Below are 18,756 nucleotides of genomic sequence, written 5' to 3'. Positions count from 1 at the left end.
ATCGAATTTACAGATGAATGGGTCTCACTATGAATCATCAAACAACGACACACGCGGTATCAAATAGAATTCCCTATCGCTACGCTTTAAAAATGTTTTTAGGGTGGTCAATTTTATATATGGGTACATTAGTAGGATTTGTTGAACTTTTACGTCGTAATATCATCTAAATGGGGTAACTCTTTTGCCCTTTGCTTTCACTTTATTCTAGAATAGGAACTTAATACTAAGGATATGATAACAGCGTGGAAAATTTTGAGCAGCGTCACAGTGGTGAACGAGCAATATTAGTCAGTGTTTCCGTTCAACAGCTTGACGATCTTGATGCCGAAGAGTTCCGATTGCTCGCTCAATCTGCTGGTGCGGAAATCCTAGAGCATATTACTGTGCCAAGAAATAGACCTGATCCAAAATTTTTTATTGGCTCAGGCAAAGTGGATGAAATCGCTGAGCAAGTCCAATATCTTGAAGCTGAACTGGTCATTTTCGATCACTCATTATCGCCAGCGCAGGAACGTAACTTAGAAAGAATTTTAAAATGTCGCGTAATTGATCGTACAGGATTGATTTTAGATATTTTTGCCTTACGCGCTCGCACACATGAAGGCAAACTACAAGTTGAACTTGCTCAACTTAAGCACTTATCCACTCGTTTAATTCGAGGGTTTACAGGAAACTTAGAACAACAAAAAGGTGGTATTGGACTACGTGGTCCTGGTGAATCACAACTCGAAACTGATCGTCGACTGATTCGCGTTCGTATCACCCAACTCAAAGATAAACTCGTTAAGGTTCAACAAACCCGCTTACAAGGACGTGCTGCACGTCAGAAAGCTGCCATTCCAACCATTTCCTTAGTCGGTTATACCAATGCAGGGAAATCCACGTTATTTAACATTCTTGCGAAAAGTGATGTATACGCGGCAGATCAGTTATTTGCCACGTTAGATCCGACGCTACGTCGTCTCGAATGGGATGGTGTGGGTACTGTTGTGCTTGCCGATACCGTTGGTTTTGTTAGAAATCTACAGCATGATTTGGTTGAATCATTCAAAGCAACATTAGAAGAAACGCTCGAAGCAACATTATTGCTTCATGTGATTGATGCGAGCAGTCCGAATATGTCTGAACAAATTGAGGCTGTAGAAACCGTACTAAAAGAAATTGGCGCAGATGCTCCTGTCTTGCATGTCTATAATAAAATTGATATCAGCGGTGATGCTGCAAAAATCATCTACAAAACAGCAGAGTTACCCGAACGAGTGTATGTTTCAGCCCATTCAGGTCAAGGTTTAGAGTTATTGAGCGAAGCAGTACAACAATGCTTAATGGGACAGTTACAACACTTTGATTTAACCCTTAAACCTGCTTACGGTAAACTACGCAATCAACTTTATACATTGAATGTAATTGAATCAGAGCGCTACGAAGAGAATGGTGATTTACATTTGACAGTTTGTATTGCTCCACACAAATTGGAGCAAATCATTAAACAAGCTCATTTACCATTAGACGAAATTCTTGGCAATAAAGCTTCCATATTTCAACGACCTTTGGAAGAATTTGAAATACAACATTCGTCACTTTAAGCTTGATGAGTTATGGTTTAAAAAGATGACAAGAGCATGAGTAATGATGAAAAATATTGATTGGACAGCATGGTTCTACACACTGTTATTAATCATCATCTTTAGAGAAGGTGCAGTAGCAATCACCAAAATTTTTCATCATCCTGAACTAGGAAATTTGGTTGGATTAATTAGTCTACTTGCGACTTTACTGATTTGGCGAAGATTCAAAAAGATTTCCAATCGTTTAATCGATACAAATAACAAAATCATGAAAGAAAGTGCTTTCGCCTTTTTACCTATTTGTGCAGGCTCTTTAATTATGCTGGTACATTTGGGCAAAGAGATTCCTGTATTTTTATTTGTTCTAAGCTTAAGTACATTATTGCCATTATGGATCTATGCCAAAATGGCAAAACGCTGGTTATAGGAATCTGAAATATGTTTATGATTATTTACGGATTCATGATCACATTGGTTAGCTATTTGATCGCAAAACCACTGAATAAAAAAATGCCACAAATCCCTTTAATTGTTTTCGCCATGTTTATCGTGATTGGACTGTTGGCAATTTTAGGTATTCCTTATGAACGCTACATGAATAGCGTAAATAATGTTTTTAATCATTTATTGGGCTATGTCACAGTTGCATTGGCTATTCCGCTTGCTGCGATGCGTTATGATGACTTACCTCTCAAATCCATGATTGGTATTTTATGCTTTGCTAGTATTAGTGCAGTTGCGCTGCCTATGGGACTTGCTTATTTATTACACATGTCTGAGCCTACAATTATGGCATTTGCAACACGTGCAGTGACTACGCCAATTGCATTGAATATCGCAACGTTATTACATGCTCCACTTATGATGGTGACACTTATTGTCATTTTATCTGGCGTGATTGGTGCTGCATTTTCGCCTTGGATCTTAAAACATATTCATGATGAACGTGCGTCTGGCTTAGCACTGGGTTTAGCTGCTCATGCGATTGGAACAGCGCAAGCATGGCAACGTGGGCCAGTTACTGGACGTTATGCAGCATTCGGAATGGCGATAAATGGTGTATTTACAGCGATATGGTTGCCTACCTTTATTTTGTCTTTATCTTAAAATTTGCCGCAAATATCACATAAAGATTGAACTAGTTGTCAGAAATCCGACATAATGGAGTTTCAAACGTTAAAAGGATTTTTTAATGATGGGCAAACAACTAATAGGTGCATTACTTTTATCTGTGGCAAGCAGTTTTACTTTTGCAGAAGATATCACAGGTCTTTGGCAAAGTATTGATGACAAAACTGGCGCACCTAAAGCATTAATTGAAATTCGCCAAGAATCGAATGGTACATATGCTGGTAAAGTCGTAAAAATTACACCTCGCGCAGGTTATACACCAAAGGAAACGTGTGTTGACTGTCCTGCTCCATATACCAATAAGCCAATTTTAGGTTTAGATGTTGTAACCGGTTTAAAACATGCGAATGGTCTAAACTACACCAATGGTCGTATTTTAGATCCAAATTCTGGAAAAATTTACAGCATGAAAGCTAAATTAAGCGCCAATGGTAAACGCATGCACTTACGTGGATACTTAGGGGTATCAGCATTAGGTCGTAATCAAATTTGGATTCGTACTGAATAAATAGTAAAACCAAACAGTGCATCCATCATCTTGATATTATTGATCACGGTTTACTAAAAAAAGCTTCTTCATTAAATATAAAAATGAAGAAGCTTTTTATATTTTAAGACGAGAAATCCTTGAATTTTCAACAATTAAAAAAATACACAATTGTAAAATAATTATTGAATCTATTATTAGAAATCCGAAATAATAGCAATACAATAAAAGCGGCTGAGCAGCGTCAATATGTTTATTAAATTCCTCTCAATTTTCCTTCTATTTAGTTTTAGCCATATAAGTTTTGCACAAGATATTACTGGGGTGTGGCAAAGCGTTGATGATTTAACTGGGGCACCCAAAGGACAAGTTGAAATAACTCAAGAATCAGATGGTACCTACACTGGTAAAATCACTAAAATAACCCCTCGAACAGGTTATACACCCAAAGAATTTTGCATAAATTGTCCAGCACCCTATACCAATAAGCCAATCTTAGGTCTAAATGCCATCACTAAACTAAAGCATAAAAAAGATCTTTTATACACTGCTGGAAAAATCTTAGATCCAAATAGTGGTCGTGTTTATAGCCTTACAGCAAAACTGAGTAATAATGGGCAACGTCTACATTTACGTGGTTATGTTGGCGTTTCAGTTTTGGGGCGCAGCCAAATCTGGATTCGTGTAGATTAATTTAAACGTAAAAAAACCTGCATTGAGCAGGTTTTTTTACAGAGTTTGATTTAGAAATTATCGACTTTGTAATTTCGAGTAGTCTAGCAATACATTAGCAGCTTCAGTCACGAATGTTTCTTCTTCTGGTAATGCAGGGCGCAGATGCGCTTTCATTTTAGCGCGAGCTTCAATCAAGGCATCAATTGAAGCTTGATAACTTTCCCAATTTGCATAAGGTGCTTGACCAGTCGCTTGACGGCGCTGATTTTCAGCATCTAAAGTCTGTTTCTCTAAATCAATTAATTCAGCACGTCGCTGATTGATATCCAAAACGACTTTCTTCTGATCAGAAGTTTTCTGAGCAATCGCTTTACGAGTTTCTAAATATTTAAACTGCGCATCTGCTGCAACACGTTGAGCAGAAAATTCAGACAATTTGGTTACATAAGGTTGTACTGAACCTTCTCGTTTAAACGGCGCTGTTGGAATGGTATCCCACTTTAAAGCATTCTTGGCTTTACGTTCGCCAAACTCTTCATTGTAGATATCAACCAGTTTAATATCTGGAATCACACCTTTATTCTGAGTACTACCACCCGTTACACGATAAAACTTACGTTGAGTAAGTGTTGCTTGGCCATGTGCTAATGAATCCAGTTGGACCTGTGCCGTTCCCTTTCCTGTTGTGGTGCTACCAATAATAATACCGCGCTCATAATCTTGAATTGCAGCAGAGTAAATTTCACTTGCTGAAGCAGAAGCGAGATTGATAAGTACAGCCATTGGTCCTGCATAAATTTGCTCACCACCATCTGTATCTTCAAAAACGTTCACATTGCCGTTACCATCACGAATTTGTACCACTGGTCCAGATTTAATGACCTGACCAAGCATACGAGCAACTTCTTCTAAAGAACCACCTGGATCATTACGTAAATCGATCAAGATCCCTTCAACTTTCTTCGCTTTTAGAGATTCAAGTGCCTTAGCGGTGTCTTCAGAAACTGAACGATATTCGGTACCAGCACGGCGAGAACGATAATCAAAATAGAAAGATGGGATTTCAATTACGCCAAATAAATGCTTCTTACCATCTCGCGTAATTTCAACTGTGCGTGAACGTACCCCTGCATCTTCTTCTTGAATGATGTCTCGAACTAAAGTGACATTACGCGCCTGACTCATTGCAGCACCAGTTGCCAATAAACGTACGGTAACTTTCGTACCACGCTTACCACGAATCAATCCAACAATCTCTGAACTTGGCCAGCCAATGACATCCACCATCTTATCGCCATCTTGGGCAACACCGATAATGCGATCGCCAGATTTCACCTGACCAGATTTACTCGCAGGTCCACCTTCGACAATTGTTTCAATCTTAGTGTAGTCTTCATTACCGCGCTCAGGGCGAATAGATACGCCAATGCCCTCTAATTGCAGCGTCGTTTGGCGATTTAACTCCATCGCATCGATTGGTGGGTAATAGTTACTATGTGGATCATATGTAGCCAACATCGCATTTAATGTTTTATCTAGCACATCATCGCTTTTAACACGACCGATCCGTTCTAACTGACGTGTATAACGCTTTGTTAATGTCTGTACTGGGGTCAAATCTTCAGGACCTGTCAAATCTTGACCATTGGCAAGCGAAGGATTTGCTTTTAAGGCTTTCTGTTTGGCTTGCTCTTCTTCTTTACTAATCGTCAAATTGATCAATTGAGAGACTAGCATTTTCTGCCAATGATTTTGTTGCTCAGCAGCCGTTTTAAAATAAGGTGCTTTTTCACGATCAATTTCTAAATAAACATCTTTTTGATTGAGGTCTTGCGGCTTTTTCAATTCAACCAACATGTATTCATAAAAATGTTTTAAACGTTCACGATATTGGGCGTGAATAGCATAAGGCCCTGTTAGATTCCCCGCTTTTAACGAACTACCAAAATTAGAACCATATTTTGTTTTATATTCTTGGACTTCACTATCTAAAAATAATGAATGGTCAGGATCGAGGCTATCCAAATACATATCTAAAATACGGTTAGATGTTGCCGCATCTAAACGCATATTCAAATAATGCTGACGATCAACTAATGTTGCCAACTGACGTGAGACTAAAGCTTGCTCTTGTGATGGCTTGATCACCGTTGAAACGAGCGGAGCTTCCGTCGCCGCAAATGCCTCATTGATTGTATGAGTAAAAAATAAACCACCAGTCGCAACTGCAACTGCACACGCTATCATTTGAAGTTTCATAAAATTTTGGTACTTCCTTGGATATGGCAATTATTACATGCTGGCATCATCAATATGAACAGATTTCATTCGAATTTTAACCAACGTGTAGAACTCATTGGTCGTCATAATTAAATGACCAACAAGTACTTATCATCAATATCATGTAGTTTTATCATATTCTGTACTGACAAAATGTAGCAAATCATTGCACAATTTAGCTATCGTTTTTTACATCAAAATTCAAACGGAATACCTATGATCGGCGCATTGATGCTAGACATTGCTGGCACAGAACTTAATCAAGAAGATATTGAACTATTACAAGCTCCGCAAGTCGGAGGCATGATTTTATTTGGGCGAAATATTGAATCACCTCAACAAGTTCGCGCTTTAACAGACCATATGCGTCAAGTACGTCCAGATATTTTAATCGCTGTAGACCAAGAAGGTGGTCGTGTACAACGTTTAAGGCAAGGCTTTACCTTATTACCTGCAATGGGCAGACTAGGTGAACATTACTTAGAACATCCACAACAAGCAATTGAATTAGCCGAACAATGTGGTTGGTTAATGGCAATCGAAGTGCTCGCTGTTGGTATCGATTTCAGTTTCGCCCCAGTTTTGGATCTGAATGACATTAGTGATGTGATTGGAGATCGTGGTTTTTCCAAAAATATTCAAGATATTATTCCACTCGCAAGCGCATTTATGCGTGGCATGAAAAAAGCTGGTATGGCAACAACAGGGAAACATTTCCCAGGACATGGCTCTGTTAAAGCGGACTCACATGTCGCTGCGGCAATTGATAGTCGTTCATATCAAGAAATCTATGATAAAGATATGCAAAGCTTTATCAAGCTCATGCCACAATTAGATGCGCTGATGCCTGCACATGTGATTTATGATCAAATCGATCCAAATCCAGCGGGCTTTTCTCAATTTTGGCTACAACAAATTTTACGTCAAGAAATGAAATTTGATGGCGTTTTATTCTCTGATGATCTCAGCATGCAAGCGGCATGTGTTGCGGGTGGTGCAGATGCTCGCATTCAAGCCGCTTTAAATGCGGGTTGTGATATGGGCTTAGTCTGTAATGACCGCACAGCAGCATGCCATGCTTTAGATGGCATTCAAACATTAGCACTGCCAAATCAACAACGACTTGAGCGTATGCGTGGTCATATTCCAAATATTCAAATCGGTAATACATTATCTTTAGATGAAAACTGGCAAAACGTCAGAAAAGTCATTGAAGACTTTAAGAATTCGTTTTAATTTGCTGTATAGCTATAGATGATGTAACGATTCATCTGCAATTGACCTATTTAAACCATGATAGGTCAATTTCCTCGCGCAAATGGGTTGTGCATGGGAAACACAATAAAAATTGAGTCTAGGACAGATGACACAACAACTTTCGAAACATCGCCATATTTCATTTACTGCGCACTATACAGGTTATATTTGGTATCAAATGGGGATTTCTCATCCTGCTCTAGCAACGGCAAAGGGCAAAACACTTGCAGCACTGGTGCATCCGATTGAAAGTTGGGCTGAGAAATATGTTGGTGGCAGTATGCGAACAACATTAAAGCAACGACATACCATGCTAGATCAACATTTAGAAAAGCTGATTGAACAACATCCTGATTTACAAGTTCTTGAAATTGCATGTGGTCTTTCACCACGAGGTTGGTGGTTTAGACAGCATTACCCAAGCATTCTCTATCGTGAATTAGATTTGCCAGATATGGCAGCAACAAAACAAGCTGCCTTACAACAAATTGAAACAGATGCAAAAGATGTTCTATCTGTTGATTTATTTACAGATGCTTTCGCCTCAGCTTTCGAGGTATTCGATCCTCAACGCCCACTAGTGATTATTAGCGAAGGTCTAATTAATTATTTTGAAAAACCTCTTTTACAGCAATTAATTCAAGCGATTGCTTCGTATGGTCGTAACTTTAAGGAACTTCATTATTTAACTGATATTTATCCTGAACCGACTCAAAATAAATTGGCGACCATTATTTGGAATAGCAGTCGTTTGCTTAAATGGATGTCTCGTAGTGCTTTTAGTTTTCACTTTAAAACGCCTGCTGAAGTCGAAACTTTTTTTCATGGCGCAGGATTTGAACAAGTTGAAGTGCTGCAACCCAAACAATTTTTTGAAAATATTGATCTAGAAAGTAATCAACAACATTTGGGTGATTTAGTTTGGATGATACAAGCAACTAATAAGTAGTTTATAAAAAAGACAAAAGTGGCAATTTGCCACTTTCTTTTTAGATCAAAATATTCTCAGTCTTTAAGCTCTTTTTGACGCTCAATGAATCGAGTCAGGCGTTCAGCAATATCAAAACTACCATGTTTAAATAAAATACGAAGACCTTGTTCAGAAGCATCAAAATTTAAACATTCAATTTTAAACTCACCCTCTTCGTCAGCTAAATGTAGAGCTAGATCACGAGGATGTTGGCTGACAAAATCAAGCTGTTCCAAATTGTGGAGTTTTAAATACACACCAAAGAAAGTAATGTCTACAATCTTCACTGCGACTTCATTATCTATATGACGATGTGTGAGCTTCGTTTCAGGTTGCTGAACTAAAATTCGTTCTTCACCGCGACGCTCAATTTTTTTCATTTCTTCACGTGTCATTGGAATAATACCATCAAGATTATCGATGGATTCACCCTTTAAGAATGAAGTAAACAAATTCATCGTTTCTTTACGGCGCTGCAACTGTGGCACATGATCCGCATTTGCAATCAATGCAAATTGCATATCTTGGCACTGCAACGCAAAGTCCGCATTTTCATGTGGCAAAGTAAAACTATCGTACTGCCCTGCTGCTACAAGTGTTTTACATTGCGGTACAGGAACGTCGCTTAAACGTAACAGGCGATTACAGTTAATTTCATAACGCTCACGCTCAGTCGCAGTAAATTCAGCCATTTGTCTAAAGAACAAACGTTTTGCTGTTGGTGACATACGTGTTTTATCGAGTTTGGCATGATTAACCAAATACAAAATAACAGCCTGACCAAACTCATCCATGCGATCTTCACGCATGAGATGCAGTGATTCTTCAAGTAGCATGCGCCAGCTTTTACGCGTTTTTTGCATCACGCCCATCAGCACCATACGATCGACCAATTCTGGACGTTGATGTGCAAATGAAGATGCAACCACGGAGCCTAGAGACATGCCCATCATTGAAACTTTATCAATTCCAACAATATCGAGCCATTGCCCAAGCATTTTAGATAAATCTGGTAATTCTAAAATGCCTGCAGATTCACCGGTATCAACATTTCGAATCTGTTGATTTGCTCCCATAGACGGTAAATCAATTAAAATGACAGGTCCACTCTCAAAGAGTTGCTCAACACAATACTTATAAGAGTTAAAGTTTTGAAATGCGCCCCCGACAATTACAATCGGCGTTTTGTAGATCGTTTTAGGATCAGCAATCGCCATATATTCAATTTTCCAACCATCTATCCATGTAGTACGCGCTGGTTGTTTAAAACTGTTTTTATTGTAAATGTCGAAAAAACCAAAACCTGTGTAGGTATGATTTAAATCCGAGTCCATTTGGATAATGGAATTCATATCCTTCCTCCATCCTTGTTTATTTTTTTGCTGCAAGAGTCTCATTTTTAGCGATTTCTACTTGCAAGTTAACAAATCTATAAAATTTGTATTACATTTATCCTATACAGTTTCATTCTATACAAATGCATGTTTTATACGCAATCATTTCCTTAACCACTTATCTTGTTTAAGACATTAAACTTTTGCAAAATATGTAATCAAATAATTAGATTGATCTCATTTATATAAAATTATTTGTGCGATTTAACAATTTATAATTTTGGAATTATCGGTTCAAACTATTCATTGTTCCGCATTTGGCTGTTACTATCTTTATAAATACATGCAATCATCAAAATGCTATGCAAGATTCTATTCAAAATTATATGCAACAAGTAGGTGTTCAAGCACGTCAAGCGTCTCGATTACTAACGAGTGCATCGACTCATTTGAAAAATAATGCCTTGTCTGCAATTTATACTGCTTTGGAAAATAATCAAGCACAAATTTTAGCAGCCAATCAAATTGACATGGAGAATGGTCGCCAACGTCAATTAGATACTGCTTTACTTGATCGCTTAGAACTGACCCCTGCTCGATTTAAAGGCATGTTACACGGCTTAAAAGATGTGATTGCATTGGTTGATCCAATTGGTGAAATTACTGATCTTGCTTACCGCCCTTCGGGAATTCAATTAGGCAAGATGCGTGTACCACTTGGGGTGATTGGGATGATTTACGAATCACGTCCAAATGTCACACTTGAAGCAGCATCTTTGGCGTTAAAATCAGGTAATGCCATCATTTTACGTGGTGGCTCAGAAGCACTTGAATCAAATAAAGCGATTGCAACAGCGATTCAGCACGGTTTACAAATTTCAGGTTTACCAGAGCATGCTGTTCAAGTCATTGATACACCAGATCGTGCTGCAGTAGGTCATCTGATTACAATGGCTGAATACGTCGATGTGATTGTGCCACGTGGTGGAAAAAGCTTGATTGAGCGAATTAGCAATGAAGCACGTATTCCTGTGATCAAGCATTTAGATGGCAACTGTCATGTTTTTGTTGAAGCACAAGCAGATTTACAAAAAGCCTTACCCATTGCATTAAATTCAAAAACGCATCGTTATGGTGTGTGTAATGCAATGGAAACTTTGCTTGTTGATGAAGCGATTGCAGAAGAATTCCTACCAAGCATTGCTGAGTTATATGCGGAAAAACAAGTTGAACTTCGTGGTTGTCCAGAAACACAACGCATCTTAGGTGTATCAGTAAAAACAGCGACTGAAGATGATTGGTATACTGAATATTTGGGTCCTATCCTTGCAATAAAAGTAGTCACAGGAATGGATGAAGCAATTGAACATATTAATAAATATGGTTCGCATCACACGGATGCCATTATTACTGAAAACTTTAGTCTAGCGCGTGAGTTTTTAGCACGTGTTGATTCAAGCTCAGTCATGATCAATGCATCGACTCGTTTTGCTGATGGTTTTGAGTATGGATTAGGTGCAGAAATTGGTATTTCAACCGATAAAATTCATGCACGCGGCCCAGTTGGCTTAGAAGGCTTAACTTCACAGAAATGGATTGTTTTTGGTGATGGTCAAATTCGCCAATAAATCCTTAGCTGTTTAAATTCAGAACACGATAAAGTTTAGTACATTGATCTTTATCGTGTTTTTTCATTTTTTAATACAAAAAAACTTAGTAAAATAAACAGATCCATCCATTGATAATTTTATTTACACGCTATACTCATAAGATTCAATTATAAATCAGTTGTATAGGCTAAAGTCTATCTTCGCCAATATAACAACCCATGTTAAAACATTGCGCGTGATTGCTTCACTCGACACGTTGCAGCAAGATCAAAGTGTTCGTCATAAATTCAAATTTGTTAGGTGTTCAAACGTGGCTAAATCTGTACTTGTAATTAACTGTGGTTCATCTTCAATCAAATACGCGCTTATTTCAGAACGCCGTGAAGATCGTATTTATGGCTTAGCAGAAAATTTAGGTTCTGCTGATGCACGCATTAAAGGGGTAACAGTGGGTGGCGAACCATTGGAACTTTCAATCCCTCACGCAGATCATGCTAAAGCGCTTGAAACCCTTTTAGCCCGTTTAGCAAATTACAATCCCCAGGCGATTGGACATCGAGTCGTACACGGCGGAAACTTAACCAAAGCTGAACTTTTAACACCAGAGATTGTAAAACGTATTGAAGCAGCAACACCGCTTGCGCCATTGCATAATCCTGCTCATTTAATTGGGATTGAAGCAACCATGCGTTTATTTCCTGAATTACCTCAAGTTGCAGTTTTCGATACAGCGTTCCATCAAACGATGCCTGAACGTGCATATCGCTATGCCCTACCGCAAAACTTATATACAGAACACCAAGTTCGTCGTTATGGTTTCCACGGCACAAGTCATGCTTATGTGACTGAACGCGCGAGTGAATTGGCAGGAGCAAAAAATCAGGGTGGTTGGCTCAGTGCTCATTTGGGCAATGGCAGTTCGACGTGTGCCGTTTGGAATGGTGAAAGTTTAGATACGTCAATGGGGATGACCCCACTTGAAGGTGTGGTCATGGGTACGCGTAGCGGTGATGTTGATCCTAGCTTACACTTGTTTTTAGCAAGTAATTTAGGTTGGGATATTCAAAAAATTGACAGTATGCTCAATAAAGAAAGTGGCTTATTGGGGCTATCTGGGCTATCTAATGACATGCGGACATTAGTTGAAGCTTCGCAAAATGGTCATGAAGGCGCTACGCTTGCGATCGAAGTGTTCTGCTATCGTTTAGCAAAATCTTTATCGGCATTAAGCTGCGGATTACCGCGTCTCGATGGTTTGGTATTTACTGGTGGTATCGGTGAAAATTCAGCTTATGTTCGAGAAAAAACATTAGGGTATCTACCACATTTCGGTTTGCAATTTAGTCAAGACAAAAACAATGCCTTGGCACGTGGTAGCGAAGGAAGAATAGATGCTGGAACAGGTCCTCAAATTTGGGTCATTCCGACAGATGAAGAAGGTCGCATTGCCAAAGAGACACGTCAAGTCATTGAGCAAACAGCATAATTTATAGCAAATTTAGATAAGAATTTAAGGTCATTATGAACACAATTTTGCTCATCCCTACTGGGGAAGGTGTTGGTCTAACCTCTGCATGCTTAGGCATGATTTATGCGCTGGACTGTAAAGGCATCAATGCGGGTTTTCTAAAACCATTTTCTCAAATTGCTGAGACCACGGTTGATCGCACCACGACCCTATATAGTCATTTATTTAAACATAATTCGGTTGAACCCATTACTTATGAAAAATTAACTCAATTACTCGCATTAGGCGAAACAGATGAGTTACTTGAAGCAGCAGTGGCATTACATCGTCAAATTTCGGCTCATCATGATGTGATTATTGTCGAAGGGCTAGTTCCAAATGGGCAAGATCATTTTGCCAGTGAAATCAATGCTGCACTTGCTCAAGCCTTAGATGCACAAGTTGTTTTGGTGAGCACAGCAGATTTAACCGATCCACGCAAAACAGCTGAAAAAGTTGATGCGCATTTACGTCAGTTTGGCGGTGCAGCTTCTGCACGCACCACAGGCGTGTTATTTATGCGTACCAAAGGACTTCCTGAAGGAACAGCTGAAATTCCAGTCACCCTAGACCCAAGTCTGCGTTTAGACAAACAAATTGCTGACTTTGCACTAGAGTTACAACGTTATAACCGCTATATGGGCACAGATGATTTACCTATTATTGGTTTAGTTCCGTTTAGTAATACTCTGAGCGTACCGCGTAGTTTAGACATTGCTTCGGTTGTAAATGGTCACTGGCTACACGAAGGTGAGGCAAAACAACGTCGTATTTTACATACCAGTTTGATCGCATCTGATATCGAGTCAGAATTGCATAAATTTGTGGCTGGTGAACTGATTATTAGTGCTTCACAACGTACAGATACATTACTTGCTGCGAGTCTTGCCAGTAGCAATGGCATACCTTTAGCGGGTCTTGTGTTAACTGAACAATCAGCTCCTCCATCAAACGTTTTAGAATTTTGTCAAAGCGCAATCAAACAAGGTCTGCCGATTTTACATACCTCTTTAGATACACTAGAAACAGCTCAGCGCTTGCATCACTTCGGCAATGAGATTCCAGTTGACGATACTGAACGTGCAGAACAAGTGACTCGTTTTGTATCAAGTCATATTGACAATAATTGGTTAGATCAACATACCCAAAACAATCTGAATCCACGCTTATCTCCTTCTGCATTTCGCTATGAATTGGTTCAGAAATCAATTGCGGCTAAAAAACGCATTGTTTTGCCTGAGGGCGATGAACCACGTACTGTTCAAGCCGCTGCAATTTGTCAATCACGTGGAATTGCACATTGTATTTTGCTGGCTAAACCTGAATCTGTTGCCGAAGTTGCTAAAGCGCGTGGTATTCAATTACCAAATGATTTAGAAATTATTGATCCTGATACAATTCGTGATCAATACATCGAGCCAATGGTAGAGTTACGCAAAGGTAAATTGGATGCATTACAAGCCAAAGCACAATTGCAAGATACAGTCGTACTCGGCACGATGATGTTAGCATTGGATCAGGTCGATGGTTTAGTCTCGGGTGCGATTCACACCACAGCAAATACTGTTCGCCCTGCATTTCAGCTCATTAAAACCTCACCGAACTACTCATTGGTTTCATCTATTTTCTTCATGTTATTACCTGATGAAGTCTATGTGTATGGCGATTGTGCGATTAATCCTGATCCAAATGCAGAACAACTTGCCGAGATTGCCATCCAATCAGCAGACTCAGCTACAGCCTTTGGTCTTAATCCACGTATTGCCATGATTAGCTATTCAACTGGTACATCTGGTACAGGTGCAGATGTTGAGAAAGTTGCAGAAGCAACCAAAATCGCTCAACAACGCCGTCCTGATTTATTGATTGATGGGCCATTGCAATATGATGCCGCTTCGGTCGAAAGTGTCGGTCGTCAAAAAGCACCTGAATCTAAGGTCGCTGGTCGCGCGAATGTGTTTATTTTCCCAGACTTAAATACAGGCAACACGACCTATAAAGCAGTACAACGTGCAGCCAATGTGGTGAGCGTTGGTCCAATGCTGCAAGGTTTAAACAAACCTGTGAATGACTTGTCACGCGGTGCTTTGGTGGATGATATTGTATTTACCATTGCCTTGACTGCGATTCAGGCAAAGCAACAAGACTAAACTGATTTAGTTATACTAAAGCCATTAACTCAATCAAAAGTTAATGGCTTTTTTATTCATCAATGAATCAAGCATTTTTTGAAGAGTTCAAACGCTTTAACTGCGGAATTTTCACAAAGAAAATTGCATTACCACATAAGATCAAGATCACTCCAATCACTGCATTCATTTGCCAGTGATAATCTTCCCATACTGTCGAGATCAGCAATGCCACTAAAGGAAATAACAAGGTGCTATACGCTGCCTTACCTGCGCCAATCCGCCCGACCAAATAGAAATAAGCAGTAAAACCAATCACTGAACCAAAGATAGCGAGATACAATAACGCACTCACTGCACTGAATTGCATACTTGGGAAAAAGTCATCCTGTCTTAACCATGAAATCACAGCCATCAACAAAGAACCGTATAACATGGCGTACGCATTGGTGGTAAAAATATCCAACCCATGTTTTTGATGGCGCGTACTGATCATATTGCCCAAAGAGAAACCATAGGTTCCTAAAATGCACAGCCCAATCCCCAACAAAGTATTACTATTTAAAGTCGTACCCGCCACATCATGCCAAAACAAAGCAATTATTCCGAGTACACCTAATAACGCCGCAGGATAAAAGCGCGTCGACACCAGCTGAGCAAAGAAGAATTTAGCGTTAATGGTATTAAAAATCACCGCCATGGAGAAAATCACCGCTTCCAAACCGCTACTGATATATTGCACTGCATAGTAAAAACAGACAAAGTTAAATCCAAAAATACAGCAAGCTTGCAACATACAAAACAAATGATCTTTGCCAGCCAGTTTCTGTAACTTTCGGGTTAAAGCAACGAAAATAAATAACACCATTGCGGAAATAAAAAAACGCCAGAACACCGCAACACTGGCTGAAATTCCACTTTGCTGCTGTAGCGTAATTGCAATCCATGTGGTGCCCCAAATCACCACAACCAAAGCATATAACAGCGCATTCATCTCTCTAAAACCATAGTCAATCAGGACTTTTATATTTTGCGGGTTGGGTCAACTGATTGCTTGCATGATCTTGCGGTGATTATCACGAACTTGCGATTTTAATAAGCTTTTTGACCAGATGACAAAATGGGGGCAACGCTCTACACTAAACTGAAATTACTTGGCACTGCGTATAGAAGATGAAATATCAGATTCTAGATCAATTACAGCAATATAAAGCTCAATTGCTCGACTCAATAGAACTGGGGTCGGGCATGCAGTTGGCCATGTGGCAAAATAACCAAGACCGCGTCAGTGTTTGTAGCAATCATCACACCTTGAGTATGTATATTCAGGGCGGTTATGAAAGCTATCAAAAAACCCAACAGGGCTGGCACAATGGCGGTGGCCCTGACCGTATGTGCCTGATGCCACAAGATTTCGAGTCAACTTGGGATTTACGTGATCCTCTCACTTTCGTACATCTTTACTATACTGAACAACATTTACATCGTGTTGCAGAGCAAGTGTGGGACAGAGAGCCAAGTCAAATCATTTTAGATCCAAAAATTTTTGTGGCAGACCCACAAATCTCGATGATCTATCGACACTTTTTACTCAGTGGTGCATGGCAAGATCGTGAAAACCATTTGCAAATGAGTACCGCAACAACGCTGTTACTCAATCATCTGATCAAAAATTATAGTCATGCACAATGGCAGGCACCTGCAGTCAAAGGTGGTCTCTCCCCTTACGGACTTAAGCAGTTACTGGAATGGATTGATCAACATCTACATTTGAGTTTGGCCTTGTCTGATCTGGCTCAGCAAGCGCAACTCAGCGAGTATCATTTTGCGCATATGTTTAAACAATCGATGCAGATGCCACCGCATCAATATGTGATGCAACGTCGCCTAGAACTGGCACATCAAGCACTTGAACAAAGCACCGCGAATCTGACCGAGATTGCAGTGCAATATGGCTTTAGTTCAAGCAGCCATTTTAGCCATCGTTTTAAAAAGCAGTTTGGCTATAGCCCATCTCAACTGAGAAAAAACTAAAATCCACAACGCATCTTTTGTTGCTGCAATTTAGATCAAAGGCCCACTTTAGACCTTTAGCCAAATCTAAGCTAAAACTCCCACATTCTTTCCTTTTTATCATATAATTTAGCCCGCCAGCTAATCGCCCGCTCAAGAGAAATTTGATATGACAACGATCATCAAACAAGATGACTTGATTACATCAATCAAGGATGCCCTGCAGTTTATTTCTTACTATCACCCACAAGACTTCATCCAAGCGATGAGCCGTGCTTATGATCGTGAAGAAAACCAAGCTGCAAAAGATGCTATTGCCCAAATCCTTATCAACTCACGTATGTGTGCTGAAGGTCACCGACCAATCTGTCAGGATACAGGGATCGTTAACGTTTTCCTTGAAGTCGGCTTAGATGTTAAATTTGATTTAACCATGAGCTTGGATGATGCTGTAAACGAAGGTGTACGCCAAGGTTACCTAGAGAACTCAAACGTACTCCGTGCTTCTGTTTTAGCAGATCCAGCTTTTGGTCGTAAAAATACCAAAGACAATACACCTGCCGTGATTCATTACAAACTCGTTTCTGGTAATAAAGTTGATATTACCGTTGCAGCGAAGGGTGGCGGTTCAGAAAATAAATCTAAACTTGCGATGTTAAATCCATCTGATTCAATCGTGGATTGGGTACTTAAAACTGTTCCAACGATGGGTGCAGGTTGGTGTCCACCAGGTATGCTCGGTATTGGTATCGGTGGTACTGCTGAAAAAGCCATGATGCTTGCAAAAGAAGCACTTATGGAAGAAATCAACATGGACGAATTACTTCGTCGTGGCCCACAAAGCAAGATGGAAGAACTCCGTATCGAGATCTTCGAGAAAGTGAATGCATTGGGTATTGGTGCACAAGGTCTTGGTGGTTTAACCACAGTTCTTGATATTAAAATCAAAGACTACCCTTGTCATGCAGCAGGTAAGCCAGTCGGTATGATTCCGAACTGCGCTGCTACTCGTCACGCACACTTCCAGTTAGATGGTACAGGTGTTGCACACATTCAAGCACCAAAACTTGAAGACTACCCTGCTGTAACATGGGATTCGTCTCAATCGAAGCGTGTCAATCTGGATACCATTACTCAAGAAGAAATGAATGCTTGGAAGCCAGGCGATACATTACTCCTCAACGGTACTATTTATACAGGTCGTGATGCTGCACACAAGCGCATGGTCGACATGTTAAATAATGGTGAAGAACTGCCAGTCGATTTAAAAGGTAAATTTATTTACTACGTGGGTCCAGTCGATCCAGTGGGTGATGAAGTGGTTGGTCCTGCTGGCCCAACAACAGCAACCCGTATGGACAAGTTCACTCGTCAAGTTTTAGAAGCAACTGGCTTGTTCGGCATGATTGGTAAAGCGGATCGTGGTCCTGCTGCAATTGAAGCGATCAAAGACAATCAAGCAACTTATTTGATGGCTGTTGGTGGTGCTGCTTACCTCGTGTCTAAAGCAGTTCGTGAAGCTGAGGTCGTTGCTTTTGCAGACTTGGGTATGGAAGCGATCTATAAGTTTGTGGTTGAAGATATGCCTGTTTCCGTTGCGGTTGATGTAAATGGTACGTCAATTCACGCAACAGCGCCAAAAATCTGGCAAGCTAAAATTGGTAAGATTCCAGTTGTGGATGCTGCTGCAATCTAAATAATACTCATACAATAATTATAGCCGAATCATCGTATTCGGCTATTTTTTTAGCTCAAGCTTCTGTTAAATTATAAAAAGACATAAGAATAAAAG

15 protein-coding genes are annotated in these 18,756 nt (G+C 39.8%); 12 read left to right on the top strand and 3 right to left on the bottom strand.

Translation table 11 applies throughout. The features are described from left to right. Positions 1-245 precede the first annotated feature (245 nt). The 5 genes from hflX to NGC85_RS02620 all read left to right on the top strand — a co-directional run bounded on the left by hflX (position 246) and on the right by NGC85_RS02620 (position 3,882). Complete coding sequence (hflX, locus tag NGC85_RS02640) at positions 246-1,589, top strand: ribosome rescue GTPase HflX (protein ID WP_254804742.1); 1,344 nt, start codon at positions 246-248, stop codon at positions 1,587-1,589. Positions 1,590-1,632: 43 nt separating this feature from the next. Then, on the top strand, positions 1,633-1,998 hold the full coding sequence (locus tag NGC85_RS02635) for a hypothetical protein (RefSeq protein ID WP_005051928.1): 366 nt from the start codon (positions 1,633-1,635) through the stop codon (positions 1,996-1,998). Positions 1,999-2,009: 11 nt separating this feature from the next. Continuing rightward, the gene (locus tag NGC85_RS02630; RefSeq protein ID WP_254804741.1) at positions 2,010-2,678 is read left to right on the top strand and encodes an LrgB family protein; all 669 of its coding nucleotides are present in this window, start codon (positions 2,010-2,012) and stop codon (positions 2,676-2,678) included. Positions 2,679-2,763: 85 nt separating this feature from the next. Further along, positions 2,764-3,210 (top strand): DUF2147 domain-containing protein, encoded by a 447-nt coding sequence (locus tag NGC85_RS02625; protein ID WP_005051930.1) that lies wholly within the window; start codon positions 2,764-2,766, stop codon positions 3,208-3,210. A gap of 228 nt (positions 3,211-3,438) precedes the next feature. Next, positions 3,439-3,882 (top strand): DUF2147 domain-containing protein, encoded by a 444-nt coding sequence (locus tag NGC85_RS02620; protein ID WP_254804740.1) that lies wholly within the window; start codon positions 3,439-3,441, stop codon positions 3,880-3,882. Between the two features lie 57 nt (positions 3,883-3,939). Here NGC85_RS02620 and NGC85_RS02615 read toward each other — a convergent pair whose 3' ends face one another. Next, positions 3,940-6,123, bottom strand: a complete 2,184-nt coding sequence (locus NGC85_RS02615; protein WP_254804739.1) for a carboxy terminal-processing peptidase — start codon at positions 6,121-6,123, stop codon at positions 3,940-3,942. Positions 6,124-6,360: 237 nt separating this feature from the next. Here NGC85_RS02615 and nagZ point away from each other — a divergent pair, with 237 nt between their 5' ends. Together nagZ and NGC85_RS02605 are read left to right on the top strand one after the other, a co-directional pair. Further along, on the top strand, positions 6,361-7,380 hold the full coding sequence (nagZ, locus tag NGC85_RS02610) for a beta-N-acetylhexosaminidase (protein ID WP_169108906.1): 1,020 nt from the start codon (positions 6,361-6,363) through the stop codon (positions 7,378-7,380). A gap of 127 nt (positions 7,381-7,507) precedes the next feature. Continuing rightward, positions 7,508-8,350, top strand: coding sequence for a class I SAM-dependent methyltransferase (locus NGC85_RS02605; RefSeq protein ID WP_005051934.1), 843 nt, complete (start codon positions 7,508-7,510; stop codon positions 8,348-8,350). A gap of 56 nt (positions 8,351-8,406) precedes the next feature. On the opposite strand, the gene NGC85_RS02600 is transcribed toward NGC85_RS02605, so the two are convergent. Next, positions 8,407-9,723, bottom strand: coding sequence for an alpha/beta fold hydrolase (locus NGC85_RS02600; RefSeq protein WP_005051935.1), 1,317 nt, complete (start codon positions 9,721-9,723; stop codon positions 8,407-8,409). A gap of 344 nt (positions 9,724-10,067) precedes the next feature. Here NGC85_RS02600 and NGC85_RS02595 point away from each other — a divergent pair, with 344 nt between their 5' ends. From NGC85_RS02595 to pta, 3 genes are all read left to right on the top strand, one after another. After that, complete coding sequence (locus tag NGC85_RS02595) at positions 10,068-11,333, top strand: glutamate-5-semialdehyde dehydrogenase (RefSeq protein WP_005051936.1); 1,266 nt, start codon at positions 10,068-10,070, stop codon at positions 11,331-11,333. Between the two features lie 292 nt (positions 11,334-11,625). Then, positions 11,626-12,801, top strand: coding sequence for an acetate/propionate family kinase (locus NGC85_RS02590; protein ID WP_254804738.1), 1,176 nt, complete (start codon positions 11,626-11,628; stop codon positions 12,799-12,801). A gap of 35 nt (positions 12,802-12,836) precedes the next feature. Then, a complete protein-coding gene (gene pta / locus NGC85_RS02585) occupies positions 12,837-14,972 on the top strand; it encodes a phosphate acetyltransferase (RefSeq protein WP_169108902.1) in 2,136 nt (711 codons plus the stop codon). A gap of 67 nt (positions 14,973-15,039) precedes the next feature. Here pta and NGC85_RS02580 read toward each other — a convergent pair whose 3' ends face one another. Then, entirely contained in the window at positions 15,040-15,945 is a 906-nt protein-coding gene (locus NGC85_RS02580; RefSeq protein WP_254804737.1) for a DMT family transporter, read from the bottom strand. 179 nt (positions 15,946-16,124) lie between these two features. Here NGC85_RS02580 and NGC85_RS02575 point away from each other — a divergent pair, with 179 nt between their 5' ends. Together NGC85_RS02575 and NGC85_RS02570 are read left to right on the top strand one after the other, a co-directional pair. After that, positions 16,125-16,985, top strand: a complete 861-nt coding sequence (locus tag NGC85_RS02575; protein WP_254804736.1) for an AraC family transcriptional regulator — start codon at positions 16,125-16,127, stop codon at positions 16,983-16,985. Between the two features lie 148 nt (positions 16,986-17,133). Further along, positions 17,134-18,660 (top strand): fumarate hydratase, encoded by a 1,527-nt coding sequence (locus tag NGC85_RS02570; RefSeq protein ID WP_005059628.1) that lies wholly within the window; start codon positions 17,134-17,136, stop codon positions 18,658-18,660. Positions 18,661-18,756 lie beyond the last annotated feature (96 nt).

It is taken from the genome of Acinetobacter sp. Z1, from assembly GCF_024296945.1.
GTDB lineage: Bacteria > Pseudomonadota > Gammaproteobacteria > Pseudomonadales > Moraxellaceae > Acinetobacter > Acinetobacter beijerinckii.
The sequence above is the reverse complement of the archived record's forward strand: the minus strand, read 5'-3'. Positions and strand labels throughout refer to the sequence as shown.

Bases quoted from the DNA above. Each gene is read 5' to 3' on its own strand.
- NGC85_RS02635 (WP_005051928.1), top strand. From the start codon at position 1,633: ATGATGAAAAATATTGATTGGACAGCATGGTTCTACACACTGTTATTA.
- NGC85_RS02580 (WP_254804737.1), bottom strand. From the start codon at position 15,945: ATGAATGCGCTGTTATATGCTTTGGTTGTGGTGATTTGGGGCACCACA.
- NGC85_RS02620 (WP_254804740.1), top strand. From the start codon at position 3,439: ATGTTTATTAAATTCCTCTCAATTTTCCTTCTATTTAGTTTTAGCCAT.
- NGC85_RS02625 (WP_005051930.1), top strand. From the start codon at position 2,764: ATGATGGGCAAACAACTAATAGGTGCATTACTTTTATCTGTGGCAAGC.
- pta (WP_169108902.1), top strand. From the start codon at position 12,837: ATGAACACAATTTTGCTCATCCCTACTGGGGAAGGTGTTGGTCTAACC.
- NGC85_RS02570 (WP_005059628.1), top strand. From the start codon at position 17,134: ATGACAACGATCATCAAACAAGATGACTTGATTACATCAATCAAGGAT.
- NGC85_RS02630 (WP_254804741.1), top strand. From the start codon at position 2,010: ATGTTTATGATTATTTACGGATTCATGATCACATTGGTTAGCTATTTG.
- NGC85_RS02595 (WP_005051936.1), top strand. From the start codon at position 10,068: ATGCAAGATTCTATTCAAAATTATATGCAACAAGTAGGTGTTCAAGCA.
- nagZ (WP_169108906.1), top strand. From the start codon at position 6,361: ATGATCGGCGCATTGATGCTAGACATTGCTGGCACAGAACTTAATCAA.
- NGC85_RS02575 (WP_254804736.1), top strand. From the start codon at position 16,125: ATGAAATATCAGATTCTAGATCAATTACAGCAATATAAAGCTCAATTG.
- NGC85_RS02605 (WP_005051934.1), top strand. From the start codon at position 7,508: ATGACACAACAACTTTCGAAACATCGCCATATTTCATTTACTGCGCAC.
- NGC85_RS02615 (WP_254804739.1), bottom strand. From the start codon at position 6,123: ATGAAACTTCAAATGATAGCGTGTGCAGTTGCAGTTGCGACTGGTGGT.
- NGC85_RS02600 (WP_005051935.1), bottom strand. From the start codon at position 9,723: ATGAATTCCATTATCCAAATGGACTCGGATTTAAATCATACCTACACA.